The following is a 15,126-nucleotide window of genomic DNA, read 5'->3' on the forward strand; positions in this document are numbered from 1 at the left end:
AAGTGAGAGCATTTTTTATGAAATAAAAGGAAGCAATTGTGAGAACACCTGTTCAGCTGAAATTTCTTTCATTGAACTTGACGATAAATAATACTGATTTTTGCCATAACAGCCAATCAATTTAGGATCCGTTGCGCCATAAAGCGTAATATTGGGCTTATCCAAGGCGGCAGTTAAATGCGCCAAGCCTGTATCCACAGACACAACGGCTTTTGCATTCGCAAGCTGTTTTGCAAGTTCCGTTAAAGTTAACTTCGGCAACACGATCACATTAGAATAAGCTTGAGCCAAACGCTCTGCTCGCGCTTTTTCTAGTTCATTTCCCCAAGGCAAATGAATTTTGCAATCAGAAAGTGCGGTAATTTTTTCAATCAATTTTTGCCATTCTGATTCTTCCCAATGCTTATCTGCCCGAGTTGTAGAATGAATGAATACCACATAGTTTTGTTCTGAAGTTTGATGAAGAAAATGGCGAGCAATACCATAATCGCCCTGAATTTGAGGTAATTCATAACCTAAACTCTGGGCAAAAAGCTGACGAATTCGTTCCACCGCATTCTGTTGATAAGAAATGACATATTTTTTATCGTAGAAAAAAGATGCTAATGGCTCTCGGATACTTTGACGATCATAGCCATGTTTCACACCCTGAGCGAAACGAGTTGCAAATAATGCACTTTTAATGAGACCTTGCGCATCAATTACCGCATCATAGTTTTCAGCCTGCAACAAAGTGCGGTAATTTTTCCACTCATTTCTTGTTTGAATGGAAAAAGGCGATTTTCGCCAACGTCTTAAAGCAATTGGAATAATTTGATTCACTGCAGAATGCCAACGTGGGATTTCTGCAAAATTCTCTTCCACCACCCAATCAATAGAGAGATTAGGAATAGCACGCTGTGCATCAGTCAATGCCGGCAAAGTATGAATCACATCCCCCATAGAGGAAGTCTTAATCACACATACTTTCATTTAATTAACCTTCTTCCCCAGTGCATAATGCCAAGCCCAGATACGGCTAAAATACCCCCAATAATTAAGGAGGAATCCACTTGTTCATTCAACCAAACGGCAGAGAATAAAATGCCTAAAATCGGCACAAGAATAATATAAGCCGAGGCATTGCCTGCCCCTAAGTGTTTCACACCATCAAAATACCATGCATAAGCCAATACCGTTGAGCCAAATGCAAGACCAAGTAAACTAAACCATTGCGATCCATTTAATTGAAATACGGTTGCCCAATCTTCCGCACTTTCCATCCATAATGCTGCCAACGTCAGCATAAAAAAACCAAAAGTAGAAGAAATCGTAGTAGCAGTGAGAGAATCAATTCCAATTAATACTTTACGAGCCAATAAAGTATAAGCAACCCAGCAAACTAAAGCACAAAGCAATAACATTTGACCGAATCCAAAATTTTGTAAGAGGTTAGTTGGATTCCCTTTTGTCATGGCTAACAAAGAACCGCTAATCGCAATAATCATCCCTAATACAACCCAGCGATTCCATTTTTCTTTAAATAATAAAATAGCAAAAAACATCGTAAAGACGGGATTAGAGGCAACGACCATCGTTCCTTGCCCTGCTGGAACATATTTCAAACCCCAAATAAAGAAAGTCGAATAACCAAAGATCCCAAGCAAAGCCGTTAACAATAACCCCACCCATTGATTAGGTCGCAGTTGTTTAGCATATTTGAAACGATTTGCCGCATATAGCCAAATAATGAGTGGAATAATGGCGAAAAAAAAGCGTACGCTTGAAGCAATAAATGTCGGCATAGCTTGGGCAACCACTCGTCCCCAAGGCCAAGAGGCTCCCCATAAAATCACCATTCCAATTAATTGTAAATGTATGCGGATAGGGTTCATTTTGCTAATAATGCCTCTAATTTTTCTAATGCCATTTCCGGCGTAATATCAATCAAACTTTGATGATAACCTCCCTCTTTGTCGCCTTTACGAACTTTAATCAATCCACCTTCAATTAAACGAATAATCGTTGCTTTATCTGAAAGCGGTGGCGTATATTGCGGGCTAGTTGGTCCATAAAGTGCAATCAATGGACGATTGACTGCTGCCGCAATATGCATTAAACCACTGTCATTGGTCACGACTACCGTACAATTTGCAATTAAATCCACCGCTTCATTTAAGTTGGTTTTTCCTGCTAAATTGACACAAAACTCACGTAATTCTTCTGGTAGCGCTTGACAAATTTCTTCGCCCACTAGTTCATCTTTAGCAGAACCAAATAATTCTACCGCATAGCCTTTTTCAATGAGCATTTCTGCCAATTTAGCATAATGATAATGTGGCCAACGTTTTGCAGGGCCAAATTCTGCGCCAGGACAAAAACCAATAATTGGACGTTCGCCTAAAAGTGCGGTTTGTTTTTCAAATTTTTTTAAGGTTTCAGCTTGTTGCGCTGGCTCAACCGTCAAATAGGGTTTTAAGACAGAAATATCATCAGCTTTTGGTACGGCATCTTTTTCAAAAGCCAATGCAACATAACGCTGCACCATCATTGGATAATCTTTTTTATTGGCTCGTAAATCATTCAATAAAATATAACGGCTTTCGCCTTTCCAACCACGACGATGAACAATTTTTGCAAAGAAAGGAATAAACGCAGATTTCAATGAATTAGGCAAAACAATCGCCATATCATATTGTTCACGCAAAGACTTTCCTAAACGATAACGCGTTCCCAATTCAAAGGCCCCGTGCCCTAATGGCATTTCAATCGCCTTACGCACCTCTGGCATACGCGCAAGCAAAGGCTTACACCAATTCGGTGCCATCACATCAATATTGCAGTTTGGATATTGAATTTTCAGTTGCTGGTACAAACTGTGCGACATCATCATATCGCCAACCCAAGAAGGGCCGATAATTAGAATATTCATTTTCTGTCTTTCAGATAAAAGTGCGGTCAAAAATACCGAGATTTTTAACCGCACTTTGTTGATGAGAAGTAGGCAAACCTACGGTTTATTTTCTATTCAACCACGCCATATATTCAGCCACGCCTTCCGCGACTGTTTTGAATGGTTTATCGTAGCCTGTTGAGCGAAGTTTAGTCAAATCTGCTTGAGTATATTCTTGATAACGAGATTTCAAATGCTCTGGGAATGGAATGGTTTCAATCTCGCCTTTACCGTGGAATTTCACTACTGCATCAGCCACTGCACGGAAACTTTCTGCATTTCCTGTACCAAGGTTGTAAATACCCGAAATACCATTTTGCCAGCACCAAATATTCACTGCAGCCACATCGCCTACATAAACAAAATCACGGCGGAAGTGTTCGCTGCCTGCAAATAATTTTGGATTTTCGCCTTTTAAGATTTGGTTATTCAAGTGGAATGCTACACTCGCCATAGAACCTTTATGATTTTCACGCGGCCCGTAAACATTGAAATAACGGAAACCACATACTGGCGATTTTGCTTCTGGCAAAATGTTGCGCACATATTGGTCGAACAAGAATTTAGAATAGCCATAAACATTTAATGGGCCTTCAAATTCACGTTCTTCACGGAATACTTTGGTATCACCATAAGTTGCCGCACTTGAGGCATAGAAAAAAGGAATTTCACGGTCAAGGCAATAATGCAACAACTCTTTAGAATATTCGTAGTTGTTGTGCATAATGTATTTGCCATCCCATTCCGTAGTCGCAGAACATGCCCCCTCGTGAAATACTGCATCAATATCGCCAAATTCGTCGCCCGCGATAATAGAAGCAATGAAATCTTCTTTATCACAATAATCTGCAATGTCTAAATCAACTAAATTTGCGAATTTCGTGCCATCTTTTAAGTTATCTACCACTAAAATATCTTTGCGCCCTAAATCATTTAATGCTTTGACAATATTACTGCCAATAAAACCAGCGCCGCCTGTTACGATAATCATAATTCTGTCCTCTTTAAAATAAGTCTGCGTATTGTAATAGATTTTCTACCGCTTAGCCAAAAAACTCTGTGAAAAACAACCGCACTTTTAATCCCCAATAACTCGTGAGGCCTGTTGTAACAAGATCCATTTTGCCTTTACTCAATAGCACAATTGTGGGCGTCACATTAATTTGCCATCGTCCTGCAAATTCACCTTTAGGATCATTAACCGTAGTGAAGTGGTAGTCATTCTTACTTAAATAATCATTTACGTCCATCTCATTGCCTGAACGTAACGCCACCGATACAACTTGATAGCCTTCTTTTGCTAAAGAATTAATCGCTGGCGAAGTATAGCGACAATAACCACACCAAGTTCCCCAAAAATAAAGCAACGTCGCTTTATTTTGATCAAGACTTTCAAGAGAGAACGTATTCCCTTGAAGATCTTGTAACGTGATTTTATTTATTTCATCTGGCACCACAGGACGACGAACAAAATCCAGTATGCTACTCATCACAATAAACGTTAAAAAGAGGGATAATCCATTCTTAAGTAATTTTTTAATCTTCATTTTCTTTATTCCTTTATTCCTTATCTAGTTGAGATGATTGTAATCAAGCATAAAAGCACAGTCAAAAACAAGGGATTTTTGCTACAATAGGTAAAACATAAATAAGGAGGAAAATAATGACACCGAATCAACTTGCTCAATATATCGACCACACCGCACTGACTGCAGAAAAAAATGAACAAGATATTTTGACACTCTGTAATGAAGCGATTGAACACGGATTTTATTCTGTATGTATCAATTCTGGTTATATTCCACTCGCTAAAGAAAAACTTGCTGGCTCAAATGTAAAAATTTGCACCGTAGTTGGCTTCCCTTTGGGTGCGAATTTAACCTCTGTAAAAGCATTTGAAACACAAGAATCCATTAAAGCAGGTGCTAATGAAATTGATATGGTGATTAATGTAGGTTGGATAAAATCGCAAAAATGGGATGCGGTAAAACAAGATATTCAAGCGGTGTTTAATGCTTGTAATGGCACGCCATTAAAAGTGATTTTAGAAACTTGTTTGCTCACTAAAGATGAAATAGTGAAAGCCTGTGAAATTTGTAAAGAAATCGGTGTGGCTTTTGTTAAAACATCAACAGGCTTCAATAAAGGCGGGGCGACCGTAGAAGATGTTGCATTGATGAAACAAACGGTCGGCAATATTGGTGTTAAAGCATCAGGCGGCGTGCGTGATACTGAAACAGCACTTGCAATGATTAAAGCGGGTGCGACACGCATTGGTGCAAGTGCGGGCATTGCAATTATTAGTGGCGCGCAAGATACCCAAAGCACTTACTAGCCCTCCTTTCACGCGTGGTATTCTCACCACGCGTTTTTACATATTCGACAATTTCTGCAGCAAACGATCCATAGCTCGATAGCCCAAGGCCTCCGCCAAGTGCGGTTGAGAAATTTGTTGTTCTCCTTGCAAATCAGCAATGGTTCGAGAAACTTTCAGAATACGATGGTAAGCCCGAACAGAAAGCCCTAGTTTATTCAGCGCATTTTCAAGGAAAAAGGCATCTTTATCACTTAACTTGCAATCACGTTCAATCTCTTTACTGTTCAAATAAGCGTTAATTTTCCCCGATCTTTCCATTTGAATCTCACGCACTTTTAACACTTTTTCTCGTACTTGCGCGCTGGTTTCGCCACGATCGCCGGTATTTTGTAAGCTTCCTTGTGGCAATAAAGGTACTTCAATAGACAAATCGAAACGATCTAAAAATGGCCCTGAAAGTCGATTCAAATAACGCATAATTTGCTGGGGTGAAGTTCGGTTATGAGTCCCCGTATAATGGCCTGTCGGACTTGGATTCATCGCTGCCACCAATTGAAAACGAGCTGGAAATTGGATTTTGGCATTAGCACGAGAAATAATAATCTCACCACTTTCCAAAGGCTGACGTAGTGCATCTAACACCTTTCGCTCAAATTCTGGAAGTTCATCAAGAAAAAGTACGCCATTTGTTGCTAAGGATATTTCACCAGGTTTTGGGATCGTTCCACCTCCAACTAAAGCCGGCATTGATGCACTATGATGTGGTGCGCGAAAAGGACGCTGTTTCCAATTATGAAAATTTAACTCGTTTTGAACTAAACTCGTTACAGATGCCGTTTCTATCGCTTCTAGATCGGTCATTTCGGGTAAAAGCCCTGTCAATCGGCTAGCTAACATGGTTTTCCCTGTACCCGGTGGGCCAAGAAAGAGCAAATTATGCTGCCCTGCTGCGGCAATGGTCAATGCTCGTTTGGCGTGTTGTTGTCCGATAATATCCGTTAAATCTAATGTATTTTTACCTGAAAAATTTACCGCACTTTCTTTCACAATTTCAGTGGCGAGAGGTAATTTTTCCTGACCATTGAGAAATTGAACTACATCTAAAAGCGTTTGCGCAAAATAAGTATTTTGATCAGACACGAGCGAGGCTTCATTCGCATTTTGCTTCGCGATAATTAATTCTCGCTTTGACTTTTGCGCCGCAAGAATAGCGGGAATTAGACCATGAACGCCACGTAATTGCCCCGTCAGCGCAAGCTCAGCCACAAATTCAAATTGCTTTAAACGGCTCGCATCAAGCTGATCTGATGCGGCTAAAATTCCGATGGCAATAGGCAAATCAAATCGTCCACCTTCTTTCGGTAAATCTGCAGGGGCGAGATTCACTGTGATACGTTTGGCTGGGTATTTAAATTGTGCATTCATCAACGCACTACGCACCCGATCTTGTGCCTCTTTCACCGTTTTTTCGGGCAAACCAACAAGTGTAAATCCTGGTTTTCCGTTGCTTAAATGCACCTCAATGGTGACAAGCGGTGCTTGCACACCCATAGAAGCACGGCTGTAAACAATAGCAAGGGACATAATAATCCTTAAAGTGCGGTAAAAATGAAAATAGTTTTTGCACTATAAAAAAAAGCACATAATGAAATCATTCATCATGTGCTTTTCTTGCGATCTAGATCGCAAAATTTATATTTTATTCCGCAAAAAGTGGCGAAAACCAAAAATCTAATTTCGCTGCAAGTTTATCAATACCAATTTTATTTTGTGCAGAAAAGGCTTCTACTTGAATATCACCTTGGAATGGAAGAATCGCTTCGCGCACCATTTTCACTTGTTTACTACGTGCGCTTTGGCTCAATTTATCGGCTTTAGTAAGCAATAAAAGTACTGGTAAATCTGCAGAAACCGCCCATTCAATCATTTGTTGGTCAAGATCCTTAAGCGGATGGCGAATATCCATCAACACAATCAATCCAGCCAAACATTCTCGTTTTTGCAAATATTCGCCTAATGATTTTTGCCATTGAATTTTCATTTGCTCTGGTACGGCTGCATAACCATAGCCCGGTAAATCTACCAATTTACAATTTGGTTCCACTTCAAATAAGTTGATTAATTGTGTGCGCCCCGGTGTTTTTGAAGTGCGGGCTAAGCTTTTTTGATTGGTTAATGCATTAAGTGCGGTCGATTTCCCCGCATTTGAACGACCCGCAAACGCAATTTCAATGCCGGTATCTTCCGGAATAGAACGAATATTCGGCGCGCTCGTTAAAAAATGAGTTTTATGATAATTAAGTTTAATTTCAGACATAAGGATTCCTTTTAAAATTGCGCTAAGAATAGCATAAATGGAAAATTTCTTGAAATTATGTCAAAATTTGCGCCAAAATTATAACCAATTCATGGCAATTCAGATGACAACAAAAACAACTTACCAATGGCCTCAATCTAAGGATATTTACCCATATCGACCAGGGCGTTTTGATGCACCAAAACATTGGCGTTATAACTTACGTAGCTTTTTAAATCGTGGTTCAATTCGTCGCTTTGAACAATTTATCAATCAGCATCCTTTTCTCGTCGATATTTTTAATACGCACTTGGATTATAGTTATCCTGTTGCTTGTCGTTTTCTGGATAAACGCTTCAATGCATCACAACGTTTTAATGCCGTTTGTGATAACCTTTTATTTTTACCTAAAAAACTTACCGCACTTTCTACGCCGTTATGGGAAAAACCATTAAGTTTTGGCGAGGTCATCCCTGATTTTGAAATGACATTAAGTATGACAACTCATCAACCGATGGAAGGATATTGGGTATTGGAGCTATGGCATAAACCAAGAAATGAATTAGTCTATTTGCTTACTTTTGCCAAATTGGGCGATGCGCTACTTATTGCTGTTGTACAAGGGCCAAATTTTGAAGGTTCAAAAGAAATGGTGAAACAACTCACCAAATCATGCCACGGTTTGCGCCCAGCCTATTTAATGGTTGAAACCATGAAATCACTTACAAAAATTCTAGGCTACGATAAATTGCTTGGCATTCCGCAAAAATACCAAAATAAGTCTCGCTTCATCCAAAGTAAACAATACACTGTGGACTATGATGCAATTTTTGGTGAATCAGGCGGAGAATTAAAAGATTACTGGGAATTGCCTTTAGAAATGGATCGAAATCTGGATGATATTCCAAGTAAAAAACGTTCCATGTATCGTAAACGCTATGCCATGTTAGATGAAATAACTCTCACTATAAAAGACACTCTCAATCTTTAAAATAATGGCGCAGATCAACGCCTGCGCCTATTTTTTCTATCGAAAAATTTTTCCTTTTAAGATTAAATTTATGCTATCGTAGCCGACATTATTCATTCCATTTCACTCGAATAGGAGATACAAATGACAACTCAATTAGATTCACTTCGTCAAATGACCGTTGTGGTCGCAGACACTGGCGATATCGACGCGATTAAAAAATATCAACCACAAGATGCGACTACTAACCCATCATTAATTCTAAGCGCATCTGCACTTCCACAATATGCGCCATTAATTGATGAAGCGGTAGCGTATGCAAAAGCTCAAAGCAATGATAAAACACAGCAACTTATTGATGCAGAAGATAAATTAGCGGTAAATATTGGCTTAGAAATTTTAAAAATCGTTCCGGGACGTATTTCTACTGAAGTGGATGCCCGTCTTTCTTACAACACACAAGCAACGGTTGAAAAAGCGCGTAAATTAATCGCACTTTATAATGCAGCAGGCATTTCAAACGATCGTATTTTGATTAAAATTGCTTCAACATGGCAAGGTATCCGTGCTGCAGAAATCCTTGAAAAAGAAGGCATTAACTGTAACTTAACCTTATTATTCTCTGAAGCGCAAGCTCGTGCTTGTGCCGAAGCGGGCGTTTACTTAATTTCTCCATTTGTAGGTCGTATTTTAGACTGGTACAAAGCAAATTCAGACAAAAAAGAATATGCACCTGCAGAAGACCCAGGCGTTATTTCTGTTACCAAAATCTATAATTACTACAAAGAATATGGCTACAACACCGTTGTGATGGGCGCAAGCTTCCGTAATGTAGGTGAAATTACTGAACTTGCAGGTTGCGATCGTTTAACCATTGCACCAGCATTACTGAAAGAATTACAAGAAAATTCAACCGCACTTGTACGCAAACTAGAATACAAAGGCGAAGTAAAAGCGAAACCACAACCATTAACAGAAGCTGAGTTCTACTGGCAACATAACAGCGATGCTATGGCTGTTGAAAAATTAGCAGATGGTATTCGTAAATTTGCTGTTGACCAAGAAAAATTGGAAAGCATGCTTTCAGCAAAACTTTAATCCGTAATTCAATATAAAAAATAACCGCACTTTTAATTAATAAAAGTGCGGTTATTTCTATTCGAGGACTGAATAAATCATTCAGACTTATTTATTTAATTTCGCTTTGTAAGTTGGATTCATTAAGTTTTCTACAGAAAGAATGTCATCTAATTGTTCTTCTGTTAATAAACCTTTTTCTAACACAACTTCACGTACGCCTTTACCTGTTTGCGCACAGATTTTACCCACTAAGTCGCCGTTGTGGTGACCGATAAATGGATTTAAGTAAGTCACGATACCGATTGAATTAAACACGTAGTTTTCACAAATTTCTTTGTTTACAGTGATGCCATCCACGCATTTGTCGCGTAAGTTCACACAAGCATTCGTTAAGATATCAATAGATTCGAACATTGCTTGACCAATCACTGGCTCCATTACGTTTAATTGTAATTGACCTGCTTCAGATGCGAAGGTCACAGTGGTATCGTTACCAATTACTTTAAAGCATACTTGGTTCACTACTTCAGGAACAACTGGGTTTACTTTTGCAGGCATGATAGAAGAGCCAGCTTGTAATTCAGGTAAGTTAATTTCTTTAATACCAGCACGTGGACCAGAAGAAAGTAAGCGCAAGTCATTACATACTTTAGAAAGTTTCACTGCAGTACGTTTTAATGCACCGTGAACCATGACATAAGCACCACAGTCAGATGTTGCCTCAATTAAGTTTTCTGCTGGTACGCAAGCTAATCCAGTTACTTCAGCAAGGTGTTTTACAACTAATTCTGTATAGCCTTGTGGAGTATTTAAACCAGTACCGATTGCAGTCGCACCAAGGTTTACTTCAAGGAGTAAATCTGCAGTACGTTTTAAGTTACGCACTTCTTCTTCAAGCAATACTGCGAAAGCTTTGAATTCTTGACCAACAGTCATCGGCACTGCATCTTGTAATTGGGTACGCCCCATTTTTAAGATGTTCGCAAACTCTTTTGCTTTATTATCAAAACCGTCGTGTAAATATTGAATTTTATCAATCAATTTTAAGATGCTGTTGTACACTGCAATACGGAAACCAGTAGGATATGCATCATTGGTTGATTGGCTTGCATTAACGTGGTCCATCGGGTTAATCACGTTATATTCGCCTTTTTTATGGCCAATTTTTTCAAGTGCAAGGTTAGCAACTACTTCATTGGTATTCATATTGACAGACGTACCTGCACCACCTTGATATACGTCTGATGGGAATTGATCTAAGCATTTTCCAGTAGTAAGGATTTCATCACAAGCTGCTACAATCGCTTTTGCAATATCACTTGGAATCGCACCTAATTCACCATTGGCTAAAGCCGTTGCTTTTTTCACCATCACCATGCCACGCACAAACTCTGGTACGTCAGAAATGGTTACGTTAGAAATATTGAAATTTTCTACCGCTCTTAATGTATGAATCCCCCAGTATGCATCTGCTGGTACATCACGTTCGCCGAGTAAATCTACTTCTTTTCTAAATTGAGTCATTTGAATCACCTTTTCTGGTTAGTTAATTTGACGCCATTATAGAAATTTTAAGGAGAAAAAACTTGACTAAGATCACATTTTCAAGAAATGCTCTCAAGACATATTTTCATTTTTCGGATTAGTTTTTTTAGGGGAAAATCAGTTGTCTATCAAACTTATGCAGATTTTAACTGCTCACCAATTTTCTCAAACAGGTTCTGAATTTGCTCTGCTCTATGCCCTAACACTCGCACAATCAACCCACCTTCACTCAACTGAGATATACCAAGAAGTAAGGATTTATCTGTTTCTTGCTGTTGAAGCTGTTGCGCTATCTGCTTAATTTCTGCAGATGTTTTTTGTAAGTTAATGTAAACCAATGATCCCTGATGTGAAAAACCTTCCATTTGGCTTAAAGCAGTTAAATTCATTTTAGCCGGTAACCACTGAATACAATCTAACATCAGCGGTTTAACTTTCCCATTTTCTTGCACAAGCTGAACTTTTAAATGAGAAGAAAATTGGCGAAATTCAAAACGTTCATCATTTGCCACTCGCCCAATAGCCACAATTTCACCATAAATGAGCGTACTCTCAGGTTGCATATTGATGAATGTTTTTTGTTTAAATGCAGAATCCTTATGCAAAACCAATGGATGAGGTAAATAAAATAAACGACTTTTCTCAGCAAGTTGAATTAATGTATTTTGCTCGGCAAAATCTCCCTCATTCATTGCCTGAACTCGAGTGAATGCCTGCGTATTTAAAGAAAGTGCGGTTGATTTTTCGAGCGTTATTTGAATATCAATGCGATCTCCAGCTAATAATCCCGGCGATGAAGACATTTGCATTGCACTAAGTCCATTTTCCCAAGAATCGGCATAAGCAGATAACGTCATTACTTTAAAAGGTGGCGTCACAAAGTATTCATCAAGTTGAGTTTTACCGTTTGAGGAAAGTTTGGTGGAAAGGGATAATTTGCTGTTCATAAAAAATAACTAAAAGTTTTCTGTTTAAAATATGATATCCTATTGTGCAAAAAACAAACCATAATTGCGGTTCTTAATTTACGTTTATGAGGAAATTATTATGGGTCGTATGAGACGCTTACATTACGGATTACACTTTATTGTGATCTTTTTTATCTACTTTATTTGTGGTTTTATTGAAAGATTAGCACCGTATAGCGGTTTCCCAGCCATTGTTTATCTTTTGATAATGTGTGGATATATTGGTGCTATCATTTATAGCATTTTTATTGCAATAAAACGTTTTCATGATATGGACAAAAGTGGTTGGTGGGCGTTACTTACCTTACTTCCACTTGTTTCTATCATTATTATTTTTATTCCAGGAACTAAAGGCTCAAACCGTTTTGGTGAAGATCCAAAAGTATCAAAATAAGTAGAAAAATAGGGCTTATACCCTATTTTTTTATCTCACTAATGCCTTAGGTTCTTCTACGTTCTTCAACAACGCATATTTTTCAATCCAACCAATCACGCCATCGAGATTTTCTTTTTTCATTAAATTAGTAAACACAAAAGGCTGACCATTACGCATCCTACGCGCATCGCGCTCCATAATGCTTAAATCCGCACCAACAAATGGAGCGAGGTCTGTTTTGTTAATCACTAACAAATCTGAACGAGTGATACCTGGTCCACCTTTGCGTGGAATTTTTTCGCCTTGAGCCACGTCAATCACAAAAATAGTCACATCCGCTAAATCAGGGCTAAAGGTCGCAGATAAGTTATCACCACCAGATTCGATAAAGACGATTTCAACATCAGGAAAACGCGCCACCATTTCATCGACAGCTTCTAAATTCATTGAGGCATCTTCACGAATTGCCGTGTGGGGGCAACCGCCTGTCTCTACGCCCATAATTCGCTCAGGCGGAAGTAAACTATTTTTAGTTAAAAATTCCGCATCCTCTTGAGTGTAAATATCGTTAGTAATTACTGCTACGCTATATTTACTCGCCATTTCGCGAGTGAGTTTTTCAATTAAGGCCGTTTTTCCCGCGCCAACAGGGCCGGCCACACCAATTTTAATGTAGTTACGCATAATGTTCCTTTTGTTTTTGATGATCACAGAAAAAGCCCATAAGCAATTCTGTGATAGTAAAATCTCAATAAAAAATGACCGCACTTACGACATATAAAGTCGCGTATAAAGTACTTCGTGTTGCATTGCTCGTATATCATTCGCAAACGTTGCAGCACCAAGCCAATCTAAATTGGGTTCTAAACTTAATTCCACTGCTTGAACAAAAGATGCCCGTAAATCGAACAAAATATCTTGCCCGTCCATTTGACTAAGTGGAATAAGTTTTACGCCGTTGGTAATAGAGCCAACCGCGGCATTGTAGTAAAAGGCATAAAGCGTATCTGATTTTGTCAGCCCCATTGCTTGTGCCACCATAGCAAAAACAATGGGAAAGTAACCTTGCACCTCTTTATTTAAAATCGCTTGTTGAAATTGACTTAACATCGGGTGCTGTTCATAGCGGATAAAAATTTTCAACAATCGTACACCGAGTTTAAAACTGCCTTCACGGCTTTCGCGAGCAATTTTTGTTGCAGAAAGCGAATGTTCTAACTCACACAATCTTTCAAAATCATTCTCAGCCATTGCATCAAATGCGAGAGAAAGATACGCCCCGTCATTATATATCCAGTTCTGTAATAACTGTGTTTGGACATATTCTTCAAGGCTTGCTTTAGTCGAAACAACACCTTGCTGCACAAAGGTTTCTAAGCCATTAGAGTGGTTAAATCCACCAATGGGCAACGTTGGATCAACCAAATGTAGTAAAGCCCCTAAATCAACAAGCGAGCGATTTAATGTTGATGCCAATTGCTGTCTCCGTGTTGATGGTAACCTTGTGAATGACTATGAGAATGCCCATGTCCTTGCGCTGAATTTGCTCTTAAGGCTTGGCTCAAACGACGCTCTGCTTTTTGTGGGTTAAACCCTGCTGCGTCTAACCATTCAAACATAGGCTTATCGTAAGGCAATGTGACTTCATCACCATCTAAAAAGAGCGGTGAATGTTTATTGCCAATTTCATAACAAGCTCGAGCCATTTCAGGCAAGGTTTTTGGCGACAACACAATCACTTCGCTTGGCAAGATTTCGATCACAATCGCCAACTCATCACTGATAAACACCACATCATCGTGTTTCAAGCGTTGCCCCTCTTTGAGCAAACGAAATGCCACTTCACGCCCCGTATTTGTAGTTTTACGCAAAATATTCCGTTCGCTTTCATACCACTGCAATGCGACACGTTCAATAGTCTGATTAGTAATTTTGCCTTCAGCCTGAAGGCTAGTTAAATCGCCTAAAATGGTATCCATAATGGGCAGAATAGGGTTGAGGATTTTCATATTTCGTCTTATGCCAGTGGTTTTGTGCTAGACAAAACCTCATATTTTTCATTCATCTCTGCCGCCCAAGAGGTTAAATTTGGAAATTCTTTTGCAAGATCTAATCCAATTTTCTCAGCTCTGAATAAGAACCAATCAATGACAGCGACTGTCATTAGCGTGCCAATATTTAATTCCGTGCCAAATGGTTTTAAATCTTGCTCAAGTCTTGCAAAACTTTGACGATTACGTTCGGTTAGTTGTTGATGGCGAGCTGTCCACCATTCACTTTCAGGGCGAAGCATTTTTTCAGCCATCATCGGTACGGTGTTTTCCATAATGCCATCTGCTAAGTTATGTAAGGCGAGTACCGCCCAACGTGGCTTGCCACTTTCTGGAATGAGTTTAGGCTCTACCTTGCCTTTTTGGTCGAGATATTCGCAAATGAGCAAACTGCCATAAAGCCAATTACCACAATTACGTTCTAACGCTGGCACTCGACCTAGAGGATTTGCCTGATTATGCGGAGAGCTTGCATCAAATGATGAACCAATTTTAATCAGTTCTGTTTTATCTAATAGTTGTTGATATTTCAACGTTACCAGTACTTTACGTACATATGGACTGGTGGTGGAGTACCAAAGTTTCATTGTA

General features: G+C 39.1%; 17 protein-coding genes. 4 read left to right on the plus strand and 13 right to left on the minus strand.

Annotated features, from left to right (window positions below):
• Positions 1–15: 15 nt before the first annotated feature.
• From rfaC to DV427_RS04495, 5 genes are all read right to left on the minus strand, one after another.
• A complete protein-coding gene (gene rfaC, locus DV427_RS04475) occupies positions 16–972 on the minus strand; it encodes a lipopolysaccharide heptosyltransferase RfaC (RefSeq protein ID WP_114891444.1) in 957 nt (318 codons plus the stop codon).
• On the minus strand, positions 969–1,874 hold the full coding sequence (locus DV427_RS04480) for a DMT family transporter (RefSeq protein WP_114891445.1): 906 nt from the start codon (positions 1,872–1,874) through the stop codon (positions 969–971). Before DV427_RS04480 ends, rfaC begins: the two co-directional genes overlap by 4 nt.
• Positions 1,871–2,911, minus strand: a complete 1,041-nt coding sequence (waaF, locus tag DV427_RS04485; RefSeq protein WP_114891446.1) for a lipopolysaccharide heptosyltransferase II — start codon at positions 2,909–2,911, stop codon at positions 1,871–1,873. The genes DV427_RS04480 and waaF overlap by 4 nt, the downstream gene beginning before the upstream one ends.
• Before the next feature lie 85 nt (positions 2,912–2,996).
• Positions 2,997–3,923: an ADP-glyceromanno-heptose 6-epimerase gene (gene rfaD / locus DV427_RS04490; RefSeq protein WP_005636304.1), complete on the minus strand. Its 927-nt coding sequence runs from the start codon at positions 3,921–3,923 to the stop codon at positions 2,997–2,999.
• Positions 3,924–3,975: 52 nt separating this feature from the next.
• Positions 3,976–4,479 (minus strand): protein disulfide oxidoreductase, encoded by a 504-nt coding sequence (locus DV427_RS04495; protein ID WP_114891447.1) that lies wholly within the window; start codon positions 4,477–4,479, stop codon positions 3,976–3,978.
• Between the two features lie 116 nt (positions 4,480–4,595).
• On the opposite strand from DV427_RS04495, the gene deoC reads away from it, so the two are divergent.
• On the plus strand, positions 4,596–5,267 hold the full coding sequence (gene deoC, locus DV427_RS04500) for a deoxyribose-phosphate aldolase (RefSeq protein ID WP_114891448.1): 672 nt from the start codon (positions 4,596–4,598) through the stop codon (positions 5,265–5,267).
• 36 nt (positions 5,268–5,303) lie between these two features.
• On the opposite strand, the gene DV427_RS04505 is transcribed toward deoC, so the two are convergent.
• Together DV427_RS04505 and yihA are read right to left on the minus strand one after the other, a co-directional pair.
• Positions 5,304–6,833 carry a YifB family Mg chelatase-like AAA ATPase gene (locus DV427_RS04505; RefSeq protein ID WP_114891449.1) on the minus strand — a complete coding sequence of 510 codons (1,530 nt, stop codon included), beginning with the start codon at positions 6,831–6,833 and terminating at the stop codon, positions 5,304–5,306.
• Positions 6,834–6,948: 115 nt separating this feature from the next.
• Positions 6,949–7,566: a ribosome biogenesis GTP-binding protein YihA/YsxC gene (yihA, locus tag DV427_RS04510; RefSeq protein WP_114891450.1), complete on the minus strand. Its 618-nt coding sequence runs from the start codon at positions 7,564–7,566 to the stop codon at positions 6,949–6,951.
• Positions 7,567–7,669: 103 nt separating this feature from the next.
• Between yihA and DV427_RS04515 the strand changes: the two genes are divergently transcribed.
• Together DV427_RS04515 and tal are read left to right on the plus strand one after the other, a co-directional pair.
• Entirely contained in the window at positions 7,670–8,536 is an 867-nt protein-coding gene (locus DV427_RS04515) for a VirK/YbjX family protein (protein WP_162790261.1), read from the plus strand.
• A gap of 123 nt (positions 8,537–8,659) precedes the next feature.
• Complete coding sequence (gene tal, locus DV427_RS04520; protein WP_114891451.1) at positions 8,660–9,613, plus strand: transaldolase; 954 nt, start codon at positions 8,660–8,662, stop codon at positions 9,611–9,613.
• A gap of 87 nt (positions 9,614–9,700) precedes the next feature.
• On the opposite strand, the gene aspA is transcribed toward tal, so the two are convergent.
• The gene (gene aspA / locus DV427_RS04525) at positions 9,701–11,119 is read right to left on the minus strand and encodes an aspartate ammonia-lyase (RefSeq protein ID WP_009500795.1); all 1,419 of its coding nucleotides are present in this window, start codon (positions 11,117–11,119) and stop codon (positions 9,701–9,703) included.
• A gap of 155 nt (positions 11,120–11,274) precedes the next feature.
• Positions 11,275–12,087, minus strand: coding sequence for an urease accessory protein UreD (locus DV427_RS04530; protein WP_114891452.1), 813 nt, complete (start codon positions 12,085–12,087; stop codon positions 11,275–11,277).
• 100 nt (positions 12,088–12,187) lie between these two features.
• Here DV427_RS04530 and DV427_RS04535 point away from each other — a divergent pair, with 100 nt between their 5' ends.
• Entirely contained in the window at positions 12,188–12,502 is a 315-nt protein-coding gene (locus DV427_RS04535; protein ID WP_114891453.1) for a DUF805 domain-containing protein, read from the plus strand.
• A gap of 30 nt (positions 12,503–12,532) precedes the next feature.
• Here DV427_RS04535 and ureG read toward each other — a convergent pair whose 3' ends face one another.
• From ureG to DV427_RS04555, 4 genes are all read right to left on the minus strand, one after another.
• A complete protein-coding gene (ureG, locus tag DV427_RS04540) occupies positions 12,533–13,168 on the minus strand; it encodes an urease accessory protein UreG (protein WP_005635755.1) in 636 nt (211 codons plus the stop codon).
• Positions 13,169–13,252: 84 nt separating this feature from the next.
• Positions 13,253–13,960 (minus strand): urease accessory protein UreF, encoded by a 708-nt coding sequence (locus tag DV427_RS04545; protein ID WP_065246535.1) that lies wholly within the window; start codon positions 13,958–13,960, stop codon positions 13,253–13,255.
• The gene (gene ureE, locus DV427_RS04550) at positions 13,945–14,493 is read right to left on the minus strand and encodes an urease accessory protein UreE (protein WP_065246534.1); all 549 of its coding nucleotides are present in this window, start codon (positions 14,491–14,493) and stop codon (positions 13,945–13,947) included. The genes DV427_RS04545 and ureE overlap by 16 nt, the downstream gene beginning before the upstream one ends.
• 8 nt (positions 14,494–14,501) lie before the next feature.
• Positions 14,502–15,122, minus strand: a complete 621-nt coding sequence (locus DV427_RS04555) for a glutathione S-transferase (protein WP_114891454.1) — start codon at positions 15,120–15,122, stop codon at positions 14,502–14,504.
• Positions 15,123–15,126: the final 4 nt, after the last annotated feature.

It is taken from the genome of Haemophilus haemolyticus (assembly GCF_003351405.1).
GTDB lineage: Bacteria > Pseudomonadota > Gammaproteobacteria > Enterobacterales > Pasteurellaceae > Haemophilus > Haemophilus haemolyticus_N.

Coding starts and splice junctions, on each gene's coding strand:
- aspA (WP_009500795.1), bottom strand. CDS start 11,119: ATGACTCAATTTAGAAAAGAAGTAGATTTACTCGGCGAACGTGATGTA.
- ureE (WP_065246534.1), bottom strand. CDS start 14,493: ATGAAAATCCTCAACCCTATTCTGCCCATTATGGATACCATTTTAGGC.
- deoC (WP_114891448.1), top strand. CDS start 4,596: ATGACACCGAATCAACTTGCTCAATATATCGACCACACCGCACTGACT.
- rfaC (WP_114891444.1), bottom strand. CDS start 972: ATGAAAGTATGTGTGATTAAGACTTCCTCTATGGGGGATGTGATTCAT.
- DV427_RS04480 (WP_114891445.1), bottom strand. CDS start 1,874: ATGAACCCTATCCGCATACATTTACAATTAATTGGAATGGTGATTTTA.
- waaF (WP_114891446.1), bottom strand. CDS start 2,911: ATGAATATTCTAATTATCGGCCCTTCTTGGGTTGGCGATATGATGATG.
- DV427_RS04530 (WP_114891452.1), bottom strand. CDS start 12,087: ATGAACAGCAAATTATCCCTTTCCACCAAACTTTCCTCAAACGGTAAA.
- tal (WP_114891451.1), top strand. CDS start 8,660: ATGACAACTCAATTAGATTCACTTCGTCAAATGACCGTTGTGGTCGCA.
- DV427_RS04555 (WP_114891454.1), bottom strand. CDS start 15,122: ATGAAACTTTGGTACTCCACCACCAGTCCATATGTACGTAAAGTACTG.
- DV427_RS04515 (WP_162790261.1), top strand. CDS start 7,670: ATGACAACAAAAACAACTTACCAATGGCCTCAATCTAAGGATATTTAC.
- DV427_RS04505 (WP_114891449.1), bottom strand. CDS start 6,833: ATGTCCCTTGCTATTGTTTACAGCCGTGCTTCTATGGGTGTGCAAGCA.
- ureG (WP_005635755.1), bottom strand. CDS start 13,168: ATGCGTAACTACATTAAAATTGGTGTGGCCGGCCCTGTTGGCGCGGGA.
- yihA (WP_114891450.1), bottom strand. CDS start 7,566: ATGTCTGAAATTAAACTTAATTATCATAAAACTCATTTTTTAACGAGC.
- DV427_RS04535 (WP_114891453.1), top strand. CDS start 12,188: ATGGGTCGTATGAGACGCTTACATTACGGATTACACTTTATTGTGATC.
- DV427_RS04495 (WP_114891447.1), bottom strand. CDS start 4,479: ATGAAGATTAAAAAATTACTTAAGAATGGATTATCCCTCTTTTTAACG.
- rfaD (WP_005636304.1), bottom strand. CDS start 3,923: ATGATTATCGTAACAGGCGGCGCTGGTTTTATTGGCAGTAATATTGTC.